Source organism: Sedimentibacter sp. MB31-C6 (assembly GCF_035934735.1).
GTDB lineage: Bacteria > Bacillota > Clostridia > Tissierellales > Sedimentibacteraceae > Sedimentibacter.
Map to the genome: position 1 here is coordinate 1 of NZ_CP142396.1, position 15,416 is coordinate 15,416.

The 15,416-nt window shown below is 28.0% G+C and carries 18 protein-coding genes; all 18 read left to right on the forward strand.

Annotated elements, in window-relative coordinates; genetic code table 11:
• The 18 genes from spoIVB (at position 1) to U8307_RS00090 (ending at position 15,414) form a co-directional block, all read left to right on the forward strand.
• Positions 1-1,098: a SpoIVB peptidase gene (spoIVB, locus tag U8307_RS00005; RefSeq protein WP_326909024.1), complete on the forward strand. Its 1,098-nt coding sequence runs from the start codon at positions 1-3 to the stop codon at positions 1,096-1,098.
• Positions 1,099-1,309: 211 nt separating this feature from the next.
• Positions 1,310-2,104 carry a sporulation transcription factor Spo0A gene (gene spo0A, locus U8307_RS00010; RefSeq protein ID WP_326909025.1) on the forward strand — a complete coding sequence of 265 codons (795 nt, stop codon included), beginning with the start codon at positions 1,310-1,312 and terminating at the stop codon, positions 2,102-2,104.
• A gap of 175 nt (positions 2,105-2,279) precedes the next feature.
• Positions 2,280-2,807: an NUDIX hydrolase gene (locus U8307_RS00015; RefSeq protein ID WP_326911625.1), complete on the forward strand. Its 528-nt coding sequence runs from the start codon at positions 2,280-2,282 to the stop codon at positions 2,805-2,807.
• Positions 2,808-2,870: 63 nt separating this feature from the next.
• The gene (locus tag U8307_RS00020) at positions 2,871-3,452 is read left to right on the forward strand and encodes a hypothetical protein (protein ID WP_326909027.1); all 582 of its coding nucleotides are present in this window, start codon (positions 2,871-2,873) and stop codon (positions 3,450-3,452) included.
• Positions 3,452-4,327: a tyrosine-type recombinase/integrase gene (locus U8307_RS00025; RefSeq protein WP_326909029.1), complete on the forward strand. Its 876-nt coding sequence runs from the start codon at positions 3,452-3,454 to the stop codon at positions 4,325-4,327. The genes U8307_RS00020 and U8307_RS00025 overlap by 1 nt, the downstream gene beginning before the upstream one ends.
• A 26-nt stretch (positions 4,328-4,353) precedes the next feature.
• Positions 4,354-5,532 (forward strand): phosphopentomutase, encoded by a 1,179-nt coding sequence (locus U8307_RS00030; protein WP_326909031.1) that lies wholly within the window; start codon positions 4,354-4,356, stop codon positions 5,530-5,532.
• Between the two features lie 162 nt (positions 5,533-5,694).
• Entirely contained in the window at positions 5,695-6,855 is a 1,161-nt protein-coding gene (locus U8307_RS00035; RefSeq protein WP_326909033.1) for a D-alanyl-D-alanine carboxypeptidase family protein, read from the forward strand.
• A gap of 29 nt (positions 6,856-6,884) precedes the next feature.
• Positions 6,885-7,604 (forward strand): segregation and condensation protein A, encoded by a 720-nt coding sequence (locus U8307_RS00040; protein ID WP_326909035.1) that lies wholly within the window; start codon positions 6,885-6,887, stop codon positions 7,602-7,604.
• A 12-nt stretch (positions 7,605-7,616) separates the two neighbouring features.
• Positions 7,617-8,147 (forward strand): SMC-Scp complex subunit ScpB, encoded by a 531-nt coding sequence (scpB, locus tag U8307_RS00045; RefSeq protein ID WP_326909037.1) that lies wholly within the window; start codon positions 7,617-7,619, stop codon positions 8,145-8,147.
• A gap of 564 nt (positions 8,148-8,711) precedes the next feature.
• Complete coding sequence (locus U8307_RS00050) at positions 8,712-9,101, forward strand: hypothetical protein (protein WP_326909040.1); 390 nt, start codon at positions 8,712-8,714, stop codon at positions 9,099-9,101.
• Complete coding sequence (locus U8307_RS00055; protein ID WP_326909042.1) at positions 9,082-10,122, forward strand: D-alanyl-D-alanine carboxypeptidase family protein; 1,041 nt, start codon at positions 9,082-9,084, stop codon at positions 10,120-10,122. The genes U8307_RS00050 and U8307_RS00055 overlap by 20 nt, the downstream gene beginning before the upstream one ends.
• Before the next feature lie 142 nt (positions 10,123-10,264).
• Positions 10,265-10,972, forward strand: coding sequence for a pseudouridine synthase (locus U8307_RS00060; RefSeq protein ID WP_326909044.1), 708 nt, complete (start codon positions 10,265-10,267; stop codon positions 10,970-10,972).
• Between the two features lie 32 nt (positions 10,973-11,004).
• On the forward strand, positions 11,005-11,580 hold the full coding sequence (locus U8307_RS00065; protein ID WP_326909046.1) for a tRNA (mnm(5)s(2)U34)-methyltransferase: 576 nt from the start codon (positions 11,005-11,007) through the stop codon (positions 11,578-11,580).
• 193 nt (positions 11,581-11,773) lie between these two features.
• A complete protein-coding gene (locus U8307_RS00070) occupies positions 11,774-11,980 on the forward strand; it encodes a 4Fe-4S dicluster domain-containing protein (RefSeq protein WP_326909047.1) in 207 nt (68 codons plus the stop codon).
• Positions 11,973-13,112 carry a 2-oxoacid:acceptor oxidoreductase subunit alpha gene (locus tag U8307_RS00075; protein WP_326909048.1) on the forward strand — a complete coding sequence of 380 codons (1,140 nt, stop codon included), beginning with the start codon at positions 11,973-11,975 and terminating at the stop codon, positions 13,110-13,112. The genes U8307_RS00070 and U8307_RS00075 overlap by 8 nt, the downstream gene beginning before the upstream one ends.
• Before the next feature lie 2 nt (positions 13,113-13,114).
• Complete coding sequence (locus U8307_RS00080) at positions 13,115-13,936, forward strand: 2-oxoacid:ferredoxin oxidoreductase subunit beta (protein ID WP_326909050.1); 822 nt, start codon at positions 13,115-13,117, stop codon at positions 13,934-13,936.
• A gap of 15 nt (positions 13,937-13,951) precedes the next feature.
• Positions 13,952-14,491 (forward strand): 2-oxoacid:acceptor oxidoreductase family protein, encoded by a 540-nt coding sequence (locus tag U8307_RS00085; RefSeq protein WP_326909052.1) that lies wholly within the window; start codon positions 13,952-13,954, stop codon positions 14,489-14,491.
• Positions 14,492-14,547: 56 nt separating this feature from the next.
• The gene (locus U8307_RS00090; RefSeq protein ID WP_326909054.1) at positions 14,548-15,414 is read left to right on the forward strand and encodes a MurR/RpiR family transcriptional regulator; all 867 of its coding nucleotides are present in this window, start codon (positions 14,548-14,550) and stop codon (positions 15,412-15,414) included.
• The last annotated feature ends 2 nt before the right edge of the window (positions 15,415-15,416 follow it).

Sequence of the window (15,416 nt, forward strand, 5' to 3'; positions counted from 1 at the left end):
ATGAAACACGCTAAAAGAGTTTTATTCTTTATTTTTTTTATTACAGTATTATTTATAGCTGTTTTTTTTGGTTATGATTTAAAAACCAATCCATATAAATTTCTAACTAAAAATAATGATTTGGTTGTTGAAGCTGAAGCAAAATATATAATTCCAGGTGGTCAAACTATAGGTGTTGAATTAAAAACAGAAGGTATTTTAGTGGTAGGATTAGCTGATATAGTAAATACTGATAAAGTTTCTACTTCACCAGCAAAATTGGCTGGTATGCAAATTGGAGATAAGATTTTAAGTATTGATTCTATTAGATTTGAAGATGCAGAAGATATTATAAAATATACTGAAAGTAAAGGAATTAAAGATTATTCAATAACATATGAAAGAGAGGGTAAAATATACAATTGTAATATTACACCTGTGCAAATATATAAAAGCAATGAAATAAAGTTTGGATTTTGGGCCAGAGATGATATTGCAGGAATTGGTACGGTAACATTTGTAGATCCTGAAACAGGTAGATTTAGTGCAATTGGACATGGAATAGCTGATGCAGATACAGGTAAATTAATAGACATAAAAACAGGAGTAATTTCAAAAGCAAATATAACAAGTATAAAGTTAGGCAAAAAAGGTGAACCGGGTGAAATTATTGGTTATATATTAAGAGACGAAAAAAGTCTTGGAACCGTAGAAAATAACACAAATTTTGGTGTTTATGGAAATATTAATAAAAATGGTATGAATTATTTTAAAAATGACTTAATTGAAGTTGGATCAAAAGAGGAAATGACTTTAGGTCCAGCAGAAATATATTCCTGCGTTAATAATGAAACTAAAATATATAATATAGAAGTTACTAAAATATTTTATCAAAATAAACCTGATGAAAAAAGTTTTGTGATAAAAATAGTAGATGATGAACTCTTAGGGTTAACTAATGGTATAATTCAAGGAATGAGTGGTTGTCCTGTGGTTCAAAATAATAAAATTGTTGGAGCTGTTACACATGTTTTTATGAATGATCCTACAAAGGGATATGGTATATATATAGAGTGGATTTTTAATGAATTTAATAGTAATGAAAAGCTTGAAATATAAAAAAACGCAGTTTTCTTCAAATATCCGTATATTTTTGTATAGCAATAATATATTATTTATAAAGGAAGTTAAAAATAGTTTTTATTTAGAAAAAATACTATTATAATAGAATTTTTTAAAGGATTTAAATTATTTTTAGAAAAAAAAAGGGTTTTTTATATTTTAAGCGTATAATATAAGTGAGCAATTAATTTATTATTAGGGGGAAAAAATGATAAAAAAGGTTAATGTTGTAATTGCGGACGACAATAAAGAGTTTAGACTTATTTTAAAGGATTTCTTGATGAGCAAAAATATGTTTGATGTTGTAGAAATGGCAGAAGACGGAATAAAAGCCATTGAGGCTGTAGAGGAATATGAGCCAGATATATTAATATTAGACATTATAATGCCTCATCTAGATGGATTGGGGGTGTTAGAAAAACTACACAAAAAGGAATTGAAAAAATATCCGAAAGTAATAGTTTTATCAGCTGTTGGACATGATAAGGTTACACAAAGAGCAATTAATATGGGAGTAGATTATTATATAGTAAAACCATTTAATTTTGAATCATTCGCAGAAAGATTGATTCAGATATCTGAATTTGAAACATCGAGAGTTCAAAGTAAAAATCAAGAAATAGCATATAAGGAAAAAGTTAGTGCAGAAGTTAGTTTAGAAGTTAAAATAACTGAAATTTTGCATGAAGTTGGAGTTCCAGCTCACATTAAAGGTTATCAGTACCTGAGAACATCTATCCTTGATGTAGTTAATAATATTGATTTATTAGGTGCCATAACAAAGGAATTATATCCTATGATTGCTAAAGAATATAATACAACATCTAGTAGAGTTGAAAGAGCAATTCGCCATGCTATAGAAGTTGCTTGGACTAGAGGTAAAATTGAAACTATTAACAACATATTTGGATATACAATTCACAACAATAAAGGTAAACCAACTAATTCAGAGTTTATAGCAATGATAGCTGATAAACTTAGATTAGAACAAAAGGTATCTTAAATTCTAATAAATAAAATTATATGCATACTCCTTGTTTTGACTATAAAACAAGGAGTTTTTAAAAATAATCAATTTGTTAAATAACTTGACAAAAACATTTATTATTATTACAATTAAGCAGATACTATTAAACTATTGAATAAAATTAAATGGAATTGCATATGGATAGGAGGCAATTTTGAATAAAGAAATAACTGTAAAAAGCGAAAAAATTTTTGAAGGAAAAATACTTAACTTAAGAATTGATACAGTTGAACTAGAAAATCAAAAATATGCAAAAAGAGAAATAGTTGAACATAAGGGAGCCTCTGCTATAATTGCATTAACTGAAAAGAATGAGATAATTTTAGTTCGACAATATAGAAAAGCTGTAGAAGACTTTTTATATGAATTGCCGGCAGGCATAATCAACTTAGCAGAAGAACCAGAGGAATGTGCAGCACGAGAACTGAGGGAAGAAACAGGTTTTGAAGCTAAAAAAATTACAAAAGTCTTTGAATTTTATTCTTCACCTGGGTTTTCAAATGAAAAAGTTCATTTGTACATGGCAGAGGATTTAACATATGTATCAACTAAATTTGATGAAGATGAATTTATTGAAATATCAACATTTAGTAAAGAAGAAGCAAGGAAAATGTTAGAGACCAATAGTATTACTGATAGCAAGACTTTATTAGGATTATTATATTGGTTAAATTCATGATAGTACGAATTAAATCTCCTGTACAAGCATATTATTAAGTAAAGCTTTCAGGAGGTTTTTTTTATGAATAGAACATTAAAGAAGTTAATTTTCTCAGAAAAAAAAAGATTATTAACTCTTGTTGTTATTTTTGTAATAGCACTTATGCTTTCTGCATTAATTTTTCTTGTAACAGAGCATGATAATTTTGCAAGTATTAATTATTTAAGCATAAGTAAAATGACGTTAACAGAAATATTTCTAAAAACTTTGAAAAAAAATTTAATTTATTTTATATCTATTATTCTACTTACTTGTATTGGAAAAAGTAATATTATTAATGGTTTATTTGGACTAATTTCAATTTACTACGGATTATCAGTTATATATATGATTAGAGCTATGCAATTTAATAAAGTCTACTTCATATTTATATTTACTGACTATTTTATTTTCTTCCCACTTCTTTTTTATTTTACATATATTTCAAGCTCTGTATCAAAATATACAAAAAAAACAAAAAATGTAGAGACTATTTCACATAAATTTGATATAATTATATCTAGTTACATTAAATTATCATTTATATATATAGGGATTATTATTGCATATAGTTTTAGTTACAGTTATTTTATTTTATTATTAAGTAGATTGTTGGTGAGATAATGAATAATTATATTGAAATTTACAAAAGATATCTAAATTCTAAGAATTTAAGCGTGAATACTGTGAGTTCATATATCTATGATCTGAAAAGTTTTAACAACTATTTAGAAAATAATTATTATATCGAAATTATTAATACAAAAAAAGCACAAATATTAACTTACCTTGTTGATTTACAGAAACAAGGTAAAAGCTCATCAACTATTGCAAGAACAATTTCTGCATTGAAAAATTTTTTTAATTATTTAAAGATGGAGAAAATTATTATTGAAAATCCTGCTATGAGTATACATAGCCCTAAACAAGTTAAGAAAATACCATCTATTTTGTCCGAGAATGAAATAAACATTTTGATGAATCTACCAGATATAAACACTTTTAAAGGAAGTAGAGACAATGCTATATTGGAACTTTTGTATTCATCAGGTATTAAAGTTACAGAATTAATAAACATCAATACTAAAGATGTAAATTTAAATGCAGGAATAATTACTATAAAAGGTGCTAAAGAACGTATACTTCCATTAAGCAAATATTCAAAGAAAGCCATTATTAATTACATAAACAATTTTAGAAATAATAAATGTAAAGAAGATAATGATTTCTTATTTATTAATATATATGGAGGTTCTATTTCTCGTCAAGGAATTTGGAAAACACTGAAATTTTATGAAAAGCAAATGGATTTGAATAAAGAATTATCTCCACAAGTATTGAGAAATTCTTTTGCCGTTCATTTGATTTCCCACGGAGCAGATCTTTGCACTGTACAAGATCTACTTGGTTTAACAAGTTTAGGGGCAACACAGAATTATATGCAAAACATAGAATATAAATCACTTGAAGTTTTTGAAAGAACATTTCCAAGAGCATAGATAAAACATAGATAAGGAGTAGACAAATGATAAAAAGAGTAATTTTAATAGTTTTAGACAGTGTCGGTATAGGAGAATTGCCAGATGCTGCCCAATATGGTGATATCGGTAGCAATACAGTAAAAAATATTTATAAAAATATAGACGGTTTTGCTTTACCTAATTTAGAAAAATTAGGGCTTTTAAATATCGAAGGTCTAAAAGAAATAAAAAAAGCTGATGAATTTGACGCAACAGTTGGCAGATGTAATGAGAAATCAAATGGAAAGGATACAACTACGGGTCATTGGGAAATTAGTGGTATAGTATTAGACAAACCATTCCCTACATACCCTAATGGTTTTCCTGATGAAATAATTAAAGAATTTGAAAGCAAAGTTGGAAGAAAGACAATAGGCAATTATCCAGCTTCTGGCACAGAGATAATTAAAATATTAGGTAAAGAGCATATAGAAACTGGAAAACTTATTGTATATACTTCCGCTGATAGTGTATTTCAAATTGCAGCCCATGAAGATATCGTTCCTTTAGATGAGTTATATAAAATTTGCGAAACAGCTCGTCAATTACTTAAAGAAGAGCACGGTGTCGGAAGAGTTATTGCTAGACCTTTTATAGGAACAGATGGGAACTTTGCCAGAACAAAAAATAGAAAAGATTTTTCCCTAGAACCTCCAAAGGATACAATGCTTGATTATCTTAAAAAGAATAACAAAGAAGTTTATGCTATAGGAAAAATCGAAGACATTTTTGTAAATAGAGGAATTACGCAATCTAATCACACAACAAATAACAATGATGGAATTGAAGCTACTATATCTACAATTAAAAAAGATTTCGAAGGATTAATATTTACAAACCTTGTAGACTTCGATATGATTTATGGTCATAGAAACGATAAAGAAGGTTATGCAGAAGCTTTGAAATATTTTGATAATAAATTACCTGAAATAATTAATGCTTTAAATAAGGATGATATATTGATAATAACAGCTGATCACGGATGTGATCCAACTACTGATAGTACAGATCATTCAAGAGAATATATACCTTTAATAATATATGGAGATAAAATAAAGGATAACAATAATATAGGAACTCTTGATACTTTTGCTTGCATAGGTAAAACTATACTAGACTTTTTTAACATAGAAAATAATTTAGAAGGCTACAGTATCAAGGGAAATATTTCGGACATTTACTAGGAAATAGACTAATACACTAATATTTCGACAAAATCTTATATTGTTCAAGCTCAATACAATCTATTGATTATTTAACAAAAAAACACTTATTAAGTAATATTTACTTAATAAGTATATATAAAAAGAATATGGTTATTATAATTCGTAAAAGGAGGTAATTTTATGAAGAAAAAAATAGCCATATTGTTTTTTTTAGTGGTACATATAATGAGTACCTTGACATTTAATGTGTATGGAGCAGAGGCAGAAAATCTGCAATCTAAATCTGCAATTTTAATAAATGCAGATGATGGTCAAGTGCTTTTTGAGAAAAATAGCAATGATAAAATGGCCCCTGCAAGTATAACAAAAATAATGCTGTTAGTATTAATTTCAGAAAAACTGGACAGCGAAGATTTGAAATTAGAGCAGGAAATGACTATATCAGAAAATGCAGCTGGAATGGGTGGGAGTCAGATATACTTAGAAGCATATGAAGTTCAAACTGTTGAATCTATACTTAAAGCAATATGTATGCGTTCAGCAAATGATGCTTCTGTAGCAATGGCAGAATTCATGTATGGCTCTGTTGAAGGTTGTGTTAAAGCAATGAATGATAAAGCACAGGAGCTCGGTATGACAAATACAAAATTTATAAATGTAACTGGTTTACCCGAAGAAGAACACTTAACAACTGCTCATGATATAGCAATAATGACAAAAGAGTTACTGAAATATAATTATGTAAACGAATATTTGCTAACTTGGATGGATTCAGTTTATGTAGGTAAAGAAAAAGATTCTGAGCAAGTTTTAGTTAATACAAATAGACTTATAAACAATTACGAAGGTCTTATTGGTGGTAAAACTGGTTACACTACAGAAGCTAAATACTGTCTTTCAGCAGCAGCTAAAAGAAATGATACTACTTTAATCGCAGTAGTCCTTGGCTGCGATAATACAAAAATTAGATTTAACGAAGTCTCCCAACTTCTAAATGAAGGTTTTGCTAATTATAAAAATCTATTATTTCATAAAAAAAATGAAATCATTACATCTTCACCTGTTTATTGCGGAAAAGAAGATACATTTAATTTAATTAGTAAAGAAAATATTTATTATTTCACTAATAGTGATTGCAAGATGGAAGATTTTAATTTAGAATATATTATAGATGAAAATTTAAAAGCACCTTTAACAATAGATTCTCCTGTTGGCAAAGCAATACTTACAAAAGACGATCAGATTTTAGGTGAATATGAACTTTACCCAGAAAAAGAAATTGTTAAAGAAGGATTTTTCAAATTTTATTTTAATAATATAGTAAAAAACATCATTGAGTAAGGTTAAAATATTAAAACAGAGGTATTAAAATGGATTATTCCGTTAATTTAAACATGTTCCAAGGTCCTTTTGATCTTTTGTTTCATTTGATTGAAAAAAAAGAAATTGATTTATACGATATACCTATATCAGAAATAACTGAACAATATTTAATTTTTCTTGACCAAATGAGACAATTCAATATGAATATAACAAGTGAATTCATTCTAATGGCATCTACCCTTATCGAAATAAAGTCAAAAATGTTACTGCCTCAAAAAGAGAAAAATGAAGATCCTAGATTAGAACTTGTTAATAAATTATTGGAATATAAAATATTTAAAGAAGTAACAGAAAAATTAAAGGAATATGAAAGTGAAAGTAGCTATTATTTTTCTAAACCAAAGGAAGAAATGGCAATTTCCTCTGATGTGAAAATTGAACAACTTTCATTAAATGAAATTAATATATACGAGTTATATAATATTTATATTTCTTTAATTAAAAATCAAAACTTAAAGATTGAACATGAAAGTAATTTTAAAATATATCGTGAAAATTATAGTGTTAAAGATTGTATAGAAGAATTAACAAACATTATTAAAAAAAATGGTCGTGTTTCATTGTTCAATACTTTTAAGAATAAAGGTATTATTACAAGAGAATATGTAATAACATCCTTTTTAGCAGTATTAGAACTTTCAAATAAACAAGGAATTAAGGTATATCAAAATGATACCTATAGTGATATATTGTTAATTGCTACTTAGAGAGGAAATGTTATGAATTTAAAAAGTGTGATTGAAAGCTTACTATTTGCATGGGGTGAACCATTAAATATTAATGAAATGTCTAGAATATTAAATTCTAAAACTCATGAAATAACCAAAATAATAGATGAAATGATAAATGAATATCATATCGATAAAAATAGAGGATTAATCATTAAAAGGTTCGGCAATTCTTATCAGCTAATCACTAAAAAGGAAAATTTTGAATATATACAAAATTTGCTGCAGACAACGGTTAATAAGAGTTTGTCTACTGCCGCAATGGAGACCTTGTCGATAATTGCATATAAACAACCAGTTACAAAGGTTGAAATTGAACTTATTAGAGGCGTAAAATGCAGTCAAGTTATAAAGGGCCTCTTAGATAAAAATCTTATTAAAGAAGTTGGAAGATTAGATAAACCAGGAAGACCTACAATATACGCTACAACAGATGATTTCTTAAAGCACTTTGGTTTAAAATCGATTGAAGAGCTTCCTGCCTTAAAAGTTGAATTTGAAGGAGATAAAGAAGCAACATAAAACTATGTTGCTTTTATTTTATAAAATGGGAATATTGATTTCTATTATAATATTAATCGGGGGATTGTTTTTTATTTATTTTAATATAAAAATTAATTTTAAAGCTTTTACCACATATTCATATATATGTATTTCTATTGATATAGTAATTCTTAAAAGGAAAATAAATTTTAAGAAAAAGTTATTTTATAATATTCTTATTAGAAAATTATTTAAAAATGAAAAAAAAGATACTATAGAAAGATACAAAAACTATATGAATTATTTGAAATACTCAAAATACATTTATAAAATGTTCATAATCAAAAATATATATATTTATACAGAATGTTTAGATGATTATAATTCTTTTGTAATTGAATTTGATATTGTAAATAATATTTTGAAAAGATCTTTACTTAATGGATAATTCGGGACGCATACAATGCGTCCCCTACAATATGATGGGTAAGATAATTCGGGACGCATACAATGCGTCCCCTACAATATGATGGGTAAAGTTATAATTATGTTCATTTGGGGCATACTGTACTTAATTAAAATAAATATTAGGAAGGACATTTTATGAGTAACGATATTCAAAGTATAATAAAAACAACACTTGACAATATTAATAACTTAACAGAAAATGAAAAGCTTATTAGCAGTAAAATTACATATGATGATACAAATTATCTTGCTATTTCAAAACTAAATATGAATTTTGTAATTGGAGGAAGCGACATTGATAAAAAATTTCGTTCCGTTGATCTTAAACCTTTTGCAGGGGCCGCTTATGTGAATCTACAACTAAACCCTCAAATACTAATTTATGAAACTAAAGAAGATGACATAAGGACCATCAATATTAATAACGAAACTACTGCTGGCGACTTGACGTCGTCTATATTGAACATAATGTCATTCATAAAAGAAGTAAGGGAGAAAAGAGATTGTGAAACAAAAGAGTATTAAAATATTTGTAACTTCATTTATATTGTTTTTTTTATCAAGTAAATTTATTATTGCAGAAGGAGTACCTGATATATGGGCACAATCATTTATAGCTATAGATGCTGATTCAGGTAGAATTATTGTATCTAACAATGCAAATAAAAGGCTTCCTATGGCTAGTACCACGAAGATTATGACAACAATATTATCGATAGATAACATAAATAATGTAAATGAAAAATTTGAAATACCTGAGTCTTGTGTTGGTATTGAAGGTTCGAGTATATATTTAAAGCCTAAGCAAATAGTTTCTTTTATAGATTTATTATATGGAACAATGTTGCGCTCTGGTAATGATGCAGCTTTAGCATTAGCTACAATAACTGGAAAAAATGATGCAGAAAATTTTATAGACATGATGAATGCTAAAGCCAAAGAATTAGGTGCATATAATACAAACTTTGTCAATCCAAATGGTCTCCATGATGACAATCATTATACAACAGCATACGATTTAGCAATAATAAGTCAATATGCTATGAAAAGTGATTTATTCAAAGAGATATCATCAGCAAAAAAATATAAAGCAAATAGTTTAAATACAATTTTATATAATAAAAACAAGGTTGTTCATCAGTATAAATATGGCAATGGTATAAAGATAGGTTATACAAGAGCAGCTGGCAGGTGCTTAGTGGCTTCTGCAGAAAAAAATGATACAGAAATAATTGTAGTTCTTTTAAATGATAATAGCTGGTTTAATGACAGCTATAAAATATTTGATTGGGCTTTTGAAAATTATAATAATTATAGCATAGTTGAGAAAGGACAATATGTAGGAAGTACTAATGAAGGAAAACCTGTTTTTACAGACAGTAATTTTAGCTATTTATTAACTGAAGAAGAAAAAACACAAATTAAATTTAAATCAAATATAACAACACCACATATTATAAATGGTAATAAAACAATTAATTATGGAACATATAACATATATTTAGGAAATGATTTAATTCATACTGGAAATTTGATTAGTAATTAACTAATACGTTCATAGAAAAGATTTGTGCTACTGCACAAATCTTTTCTATGATTATCCATCCTTCATTACTCGATTGATTATATATTTACAATTAATAGAAAATGAAATATAATAGAAGTAAGAAAGTTAACAGGTAGGTATTATGGGAAAAATAAGACTGCAAAAATTTATAGCAAACTGTGGTGTTACATCTAGAAGAAAAGCAGAAGATTTAATTGTAAATGGGAAAGTTAAAGTAAATGGTGTAATTATTACAGAGCTTGGAACAAAAATCAACTCAACAAAAGACATAGTTACAGTAAATAATGATATAATTATGGAAAATAATAATTTCATTTATATTAAATTATACAAGCCTGAAGGCTATATAACTACTGTAAAAGATCAATTTGCCAGAAAAACAGTTATTGACTTAATTTCAATTAATGAAAGAATATATCCAATAGGTAGATTAGATTATAACACATCTGGTCTATTGTTATTAACAAATGATGGGGACTTTGCAAACAAACTTATGCATCCTAAATTTCATATAAATAAGACATATGAAGCAGAGGTAAAAGGATTAATCAAAAAAGAAACAATTGAAAAATTAAAAACTGGTGTTACTATTGATGGATATAAGACAGCACCTGCAATGGTTAAAGTTATAGGAAACTCACATAATAAATCGAATGTTCAAATCATCATTCACGAAGGTAAAAATAGACAGGTTAGAAAAATGTTCAATGCTGTAGGACATAACGTTATTTCATTAAAAAGAACAGCTTTTGGTAAAATTAACCTTGATAATTTATTACCAGGTAAATGGGAATATTTAAGTAATGATGAAATTAACTCCTTCGGATAAAAATTAGAAATCAAATAATAAGGAGGTTTCGTATGGAAAAAAATAAGTACGGCAAAATCGTTGATTTTGTTCATATGCTCATAAATACAAGTTATGGTGGCAAGAAAAATCTTCAACTTGTTGATGCAACCTGTGGTAATGGATTCGATACTTTGTTTTTAAGTAAAATTGCTGGAACAACTGGTCATGTGACTGCATTCGATATACAGAATCAAGCAATAGAAAGAACACAATCCTTATTAGAATCTAGTATAGATTATATTAATTATAAAATAATTAAAGATTCCCACGAAAAAATAAATATATATATAAAAGATAAAATTGATATTGCAATATTTAATCTAGGTTATCTACCTTTTTCTGATAAAAAAATTACTACTAATCCAGATATAACATGCTTAGCTATTAAAAATTTACTTCCACTGTTAAATAATGACGGACGAATCTTTATAACTACATACATATATCATGACAATGGTCAAGAAATAAATGAAATCAATTCTTTTTTAAAAAAATTAAATAAATCAAATTACAATGTAATCAACGTGAAACTCATTAATAAAGAAAACTATCCTCCTGAATTATTTATAATAGAGAAAAATGCATGATAGAAATATTACATATCATGCATTTTTTTATGATATTTATATAATATACAGCTTTGAAAACGTTTTATTACCAAAAAACTGCAGTTAATGAAGTTTATCTTGCATAGTGAAAAATATTTTGAAATTATTCTTGCAAAAAAAAATATCTGCTGTATAATGAACTTGTTAAAACAAATATTTTTGGAGGGTATATATGGCTAATAATAAAAGTCTTGTTCAAAACAAAGACTGGTGCAAGGGATGCGGTGTTTGTGTTGGTTTTTGTCCTAAACAAGTACTTAAGATTGAAAACGAAAAAGCAGTTATCGCTTATCCGGATGCCTGCATTTATTGTGGACAATGTGAATTAAGATGTCCTGACAATGCAATTTATATAATAGGGGGTAATAAAGATGAGTAGCGAAAAAGGATATAAATTACTACAAGGTAATGAAGCTTGCGTTGAAGGAGCTTTAGCTGCAGGAATGAAATTTTTTGCTGGATATCCAATTACACCTTCTACTGAGGTTATGGAATTATCTGCGCAAAAATTACCTCAATACGGTGGAAAATTCATTCAAATGGAAGATGAAATTGCAAGTATGGCAGCTATAATTGGTGCTTCTTTAACTGGATTAAAATCTATGACAGCAACAAGCGGTCCCGGATTTTCTTTGAAACAAGAAAATTTTGGATATGCTGTTATGTCTGAAGTACCATGTGTTGTAGTAAATGTTCAGAGAGGTGGTCCAAGTACAGGCCTTCCTACTTCTCCAGCCCAAGGTGAGATTATGCAAGCAAAGTGGGGTACTCATGGAGACCATCCTGTTATTGCATTAACTCCTGGTTCAGTACAAGAAACTTATGAAATGACAATTGAAGCTTTTAATTTAGCTGAAAAATATAGAACACCAGTTATAATGTTAATGGACGAAACAATTGGACATATGAGAGAAAAATTAATATTTAAAGACCCTTCTGATATAAAAATAGAAAATAGGAAAAAACCAAATTGTAAACCAGAAGAGTATTTAGCTTATAAAGCTGATGAGGATATGATTCCTCCAATGGCAAATTTTGGTGAAGGATACAGATATCATGTAACAGGTCTTACACATGATGAAACAGGATTTCCAACTAATAATAACGAAATATCAGGTGAACTTATTAAACGACTTTCTAATAAAGTTAATAATAACATTGATGATATTGCTTATTATGAAGAATATAAATTAGAAGATGCAGAAATTGTAGTTATAGCATTTGGCGGAGTTTCAAGATCTGCTAAAAGTGCAATAGATGAAATGAGAAGTCAAGGTATGAAAATTGGTTTATTTAGACCAATAACTATATGGCCTTTCCTTGAAACGCAAATAAATTCAGTTGCTGATAAAGCTAAAGAAATTTATGTTGCTGAAATGAACTTAGGTCAATACTTCTATGAAGTTGATAGAGTAGCCGGAAAAAAATGTCCGGTTAAAAAAATCAACAAAGTTAATGGAGAATTAATCACTCCTAAAGAAATAATAGATGCAGTTAAAGGAGGTAAATAATAATGAATACTAATTGCAGCGATATAACACAAAATTATTACCGAGTAGATAAATTACCTCACATCTGGTGCCCTGGATGCGGCCACGGCACATTGGTGAATACTGTTGTCAGAGCAATAGACAAGCTTGGATTAAATAAAGATGAAGTTGTAATTGTTTCAGGTATAGGATGTTCTTCAAGAGCTCCAGGCTATCTAGATTTTAATACTTTACACACAACACATGGAAGAGCATTAGCATTTGCTACTGGTATTAAACATGCTAATCCAAAACTACATGTTATTGTAATAATGGGTGATGGAGATAGTTCTGCTATAGGAGGAAACCACTTAATTCACGCAGCTAGAAGAAACATTGATATTACCACTATAGTATTTAATAATAATATTTATGGTATGACTGGAGGACAGTATTCTCCAACAACACCATATGGTGATTTTGCTACTACAGCTCCGTATGGAAATATTGATAAACCTTTTGATCTTTGCAATCTAGCTAAAGGTGCTGGTGCTACTTATGTAGGAAGAGGAACAGCTTATCATGCACCATTAATGCAAAAACTTATTGAAAACGGCCTACAGAATAAAGGTTTTTCATTTATAGAAGGTATAAGTCTATGCCCAACTTATTATGGAAGAAAGAATAAAAAGGGTGACGTAGTAAATATGCACAACTTCTTAAAAGATAATTGTGTAGATAAAAAAGTGGTAGACAAAGTTCCTGAAAAAGGTGAAAATAAAATAATTATCGGTGAGCTTTATAAAGAACCTAAACCAGAATACACAGAAAGTTACAAGGTAATTATTGACAAATTTCAAGAATAAAAAGGAGAAATTAATATGTTTCAAAAAATAGAAATGAGATTAAGTGGCTCCGGCGGTCAAGGTGTTATACTTGCTGCAATTATATTTGCAGATGCTGCTATTGAAGATGGGTTTAATGCTATACAAACACAGTCATATGGACCTGAGGCAAGAGGAGGCGCAAGCAAAGCAGAAGTTATTATCAGTAATGAAGAAATAAAATATCCAAAAGTAATGAAAGCTAATATATTATTATCATTAACTCAAAAATCTTATGATAAATATGTTGCATCTTTAGACAAAAATGGTATACTAGTAGTTGATGAAAGCATTAATGTTGATGAAAATGTTCCATATAAAATATATAAACTTCCAATATTAGACATTGCTCAAAATAAAATTGGAAATCATATGGTTGCAAACATTGTATCAGTAGGGGTACTGTATTCATTATTAGGTGAAAATACTATTAGCATGGAAACTATGAAACAATCTATTATTAATAGGGTTCCACCTGTAACAGTTGATAAAAACATTAAAGCTTTCGAAGAGGGTATAAAACTTATTCGAGGATAATTTAAATAAACCTATTCTTGGATAATCGGGAATAAAACTTATTTAAGGATGATTTAATGAATAATAATACTGATTTAATTAACTTAATAAAAAGCAACTATTACAAATTCAGTAAAGGCCAGAAACAAATAGCACAATTTATTATTGATCATTATGATAAGGCTGCCTTTATGACAGCTGCTAAAATAGGCGAGACAGTTGATGTAAGTGAATCAACTGTTGTCCGATTTGCGGTCTCAATAGGATATTCTGGGTTTCCAGAACTTCAAAAAGCATTGCAGGTATTAATTAAAAATAAGTTAACAACCGTCCAAAGAATAGGTCTTGAAGAAGATTCAGGCAACGATACTGATAAACAACAAAAAAAAATTATTAAAAACGAACTTACAAATATGCGTAATTTATTAGATAATCTAGATACTGATGCTATTGATAAAGCTGTTGATATTATTTTAAATGCAAACAAGGTATACATACTTGGTCTTAGAACATCCTTTACCTTAGCTAATTATCTTGGATTTTACTTAGATGTAATCCTTGATAATGTTAAGGTACTAAATAACAGTGGTGTAAATTCTCTATATGAAGAAATTATAAGAATTAAGGAATCTGATGTTTTAATTGTTATAAGTTACCCTAGATATTCAAAAAATACTCTAGAAGCAACTGAATTTGTTAAGGAGCATAATGCTAAGATAATTGCAATAACAGATACTGAATCATCACCTCTTTATCCTATATCAGATGTATCCATATTAGCTAAAAGTAGCATGGTTTCATTTATAGATTCATTAGTAGTTCCAATGTGCATACTAAATAATTTAATAATTAGTATAGGAATGCAAGAAAAGGATGAAATTGTAGAATATTACAAAAAGTTGGAACAATTATGGGACAATCATAGTATATACCAACATGATTAAAT

Coding starts and splice junctions, on each gene's coding strand:
- spoIVB (WP_326909024.1), top strand. CDS start 1: ATGAAACACGCTAAAAGAGTTTTATTCTTTATTTTTTTTATTACAGTA.
- spo0A (WP_326909025.1), top strand. CDS start 1,310: ATGATAAAAAAGGTTAATGTTGTAATTGCGGACGACAATAAAGAGTTT.
- U8307_RS00020 (WP_326909027.1), top strand. CDS start 2,871: ATGAATAGAACATTAAAGAAGTTAATTTTCTCAGAAAAAAAAAGATTA.
- U8307_RS00025 (WP_326909029.1), top strand. CDS start 3,452: ATGAATAATTATATTGAAATTTACAAAAGATATCTAAATTCTAAGAAT.
- U8307_RS00030 (WP_326909031.1), top strand. CDS start 4,354: ATGATAAAAAGAGTAATTTTAATAGTTTTAGACAGTGTCGGTATAGGA.
- U8307_RS00035 (WP_326909033.1), top strand. CDS start 5,695: ATGAAGAAAAAAATAGCCATATTGTTTTTTTTAGTGGTACATATAATG.
- U8307_RS00040 (WP_326909035.1), top strand. CDS start 6,885: ATGGATTATTCCGTTAATTTAAACATGTTCCAAGGTCCTTTTGATCTT.
- scpB (WP_326909037.1), top strand. CDS start 7,617: ATGAATTTAAAAAGTGTGATTGAAAGCTTACTATTTGCATGGGGTGAA.
- U8307_RS00050 (WP_326909040.1), top strand. CDS start 8,712: ATGAGTAACGATATTCAAAGTATAATAAAAACAACACTTGACAATATT.
- U8307_RS00060 (WP_326909044.1), top strand. CDS start 10,265: ATGGGAAAAATAAGACTGCAAAAATTTATAGCAAACTGTGGTGTTACA.
- U8307_RS00065 (WP_326909046.1), top strand. CDS start 11,005: ATGGAAAAAAATAAGTACGGCAAAATCGTTGATTTTGTTCATATGCTC.
- U8307_RS00070 (WP_326909047.1), top strand. CDS start 11,774: ATGGCTAATAATAAAAGTCTTGTTCAAAACAAAGACTGGTGCAAGGGA.
- U8307_RS00075 (WP_326909048.1), top strand. CDS start 11,973: ATGAGTAGCGAAAAAGGATATAAATTACTACAAGGTAATGAAGCTTGC.
- U8307_RS00080 (WP_326909050.1), top strand. CDS start 13,115: ATGAATACTAATTGCAGCGATATAACACAAAATTATTACCGAGTAGAT.
- U8307_RS00085 (WP_326909052.1), top strand. CDS start 13,952: ATGTTTCAAAAAATAGAAATGAGATTAAGTGGCTCCGGCGGTCAAGGT.
- U8307_RS00090 (WP_326909054.1), top strand. CDS start 14,548: ATGAATAATAATACTGATTTAATTAACTTAATAAAAAGCAACTATTAC.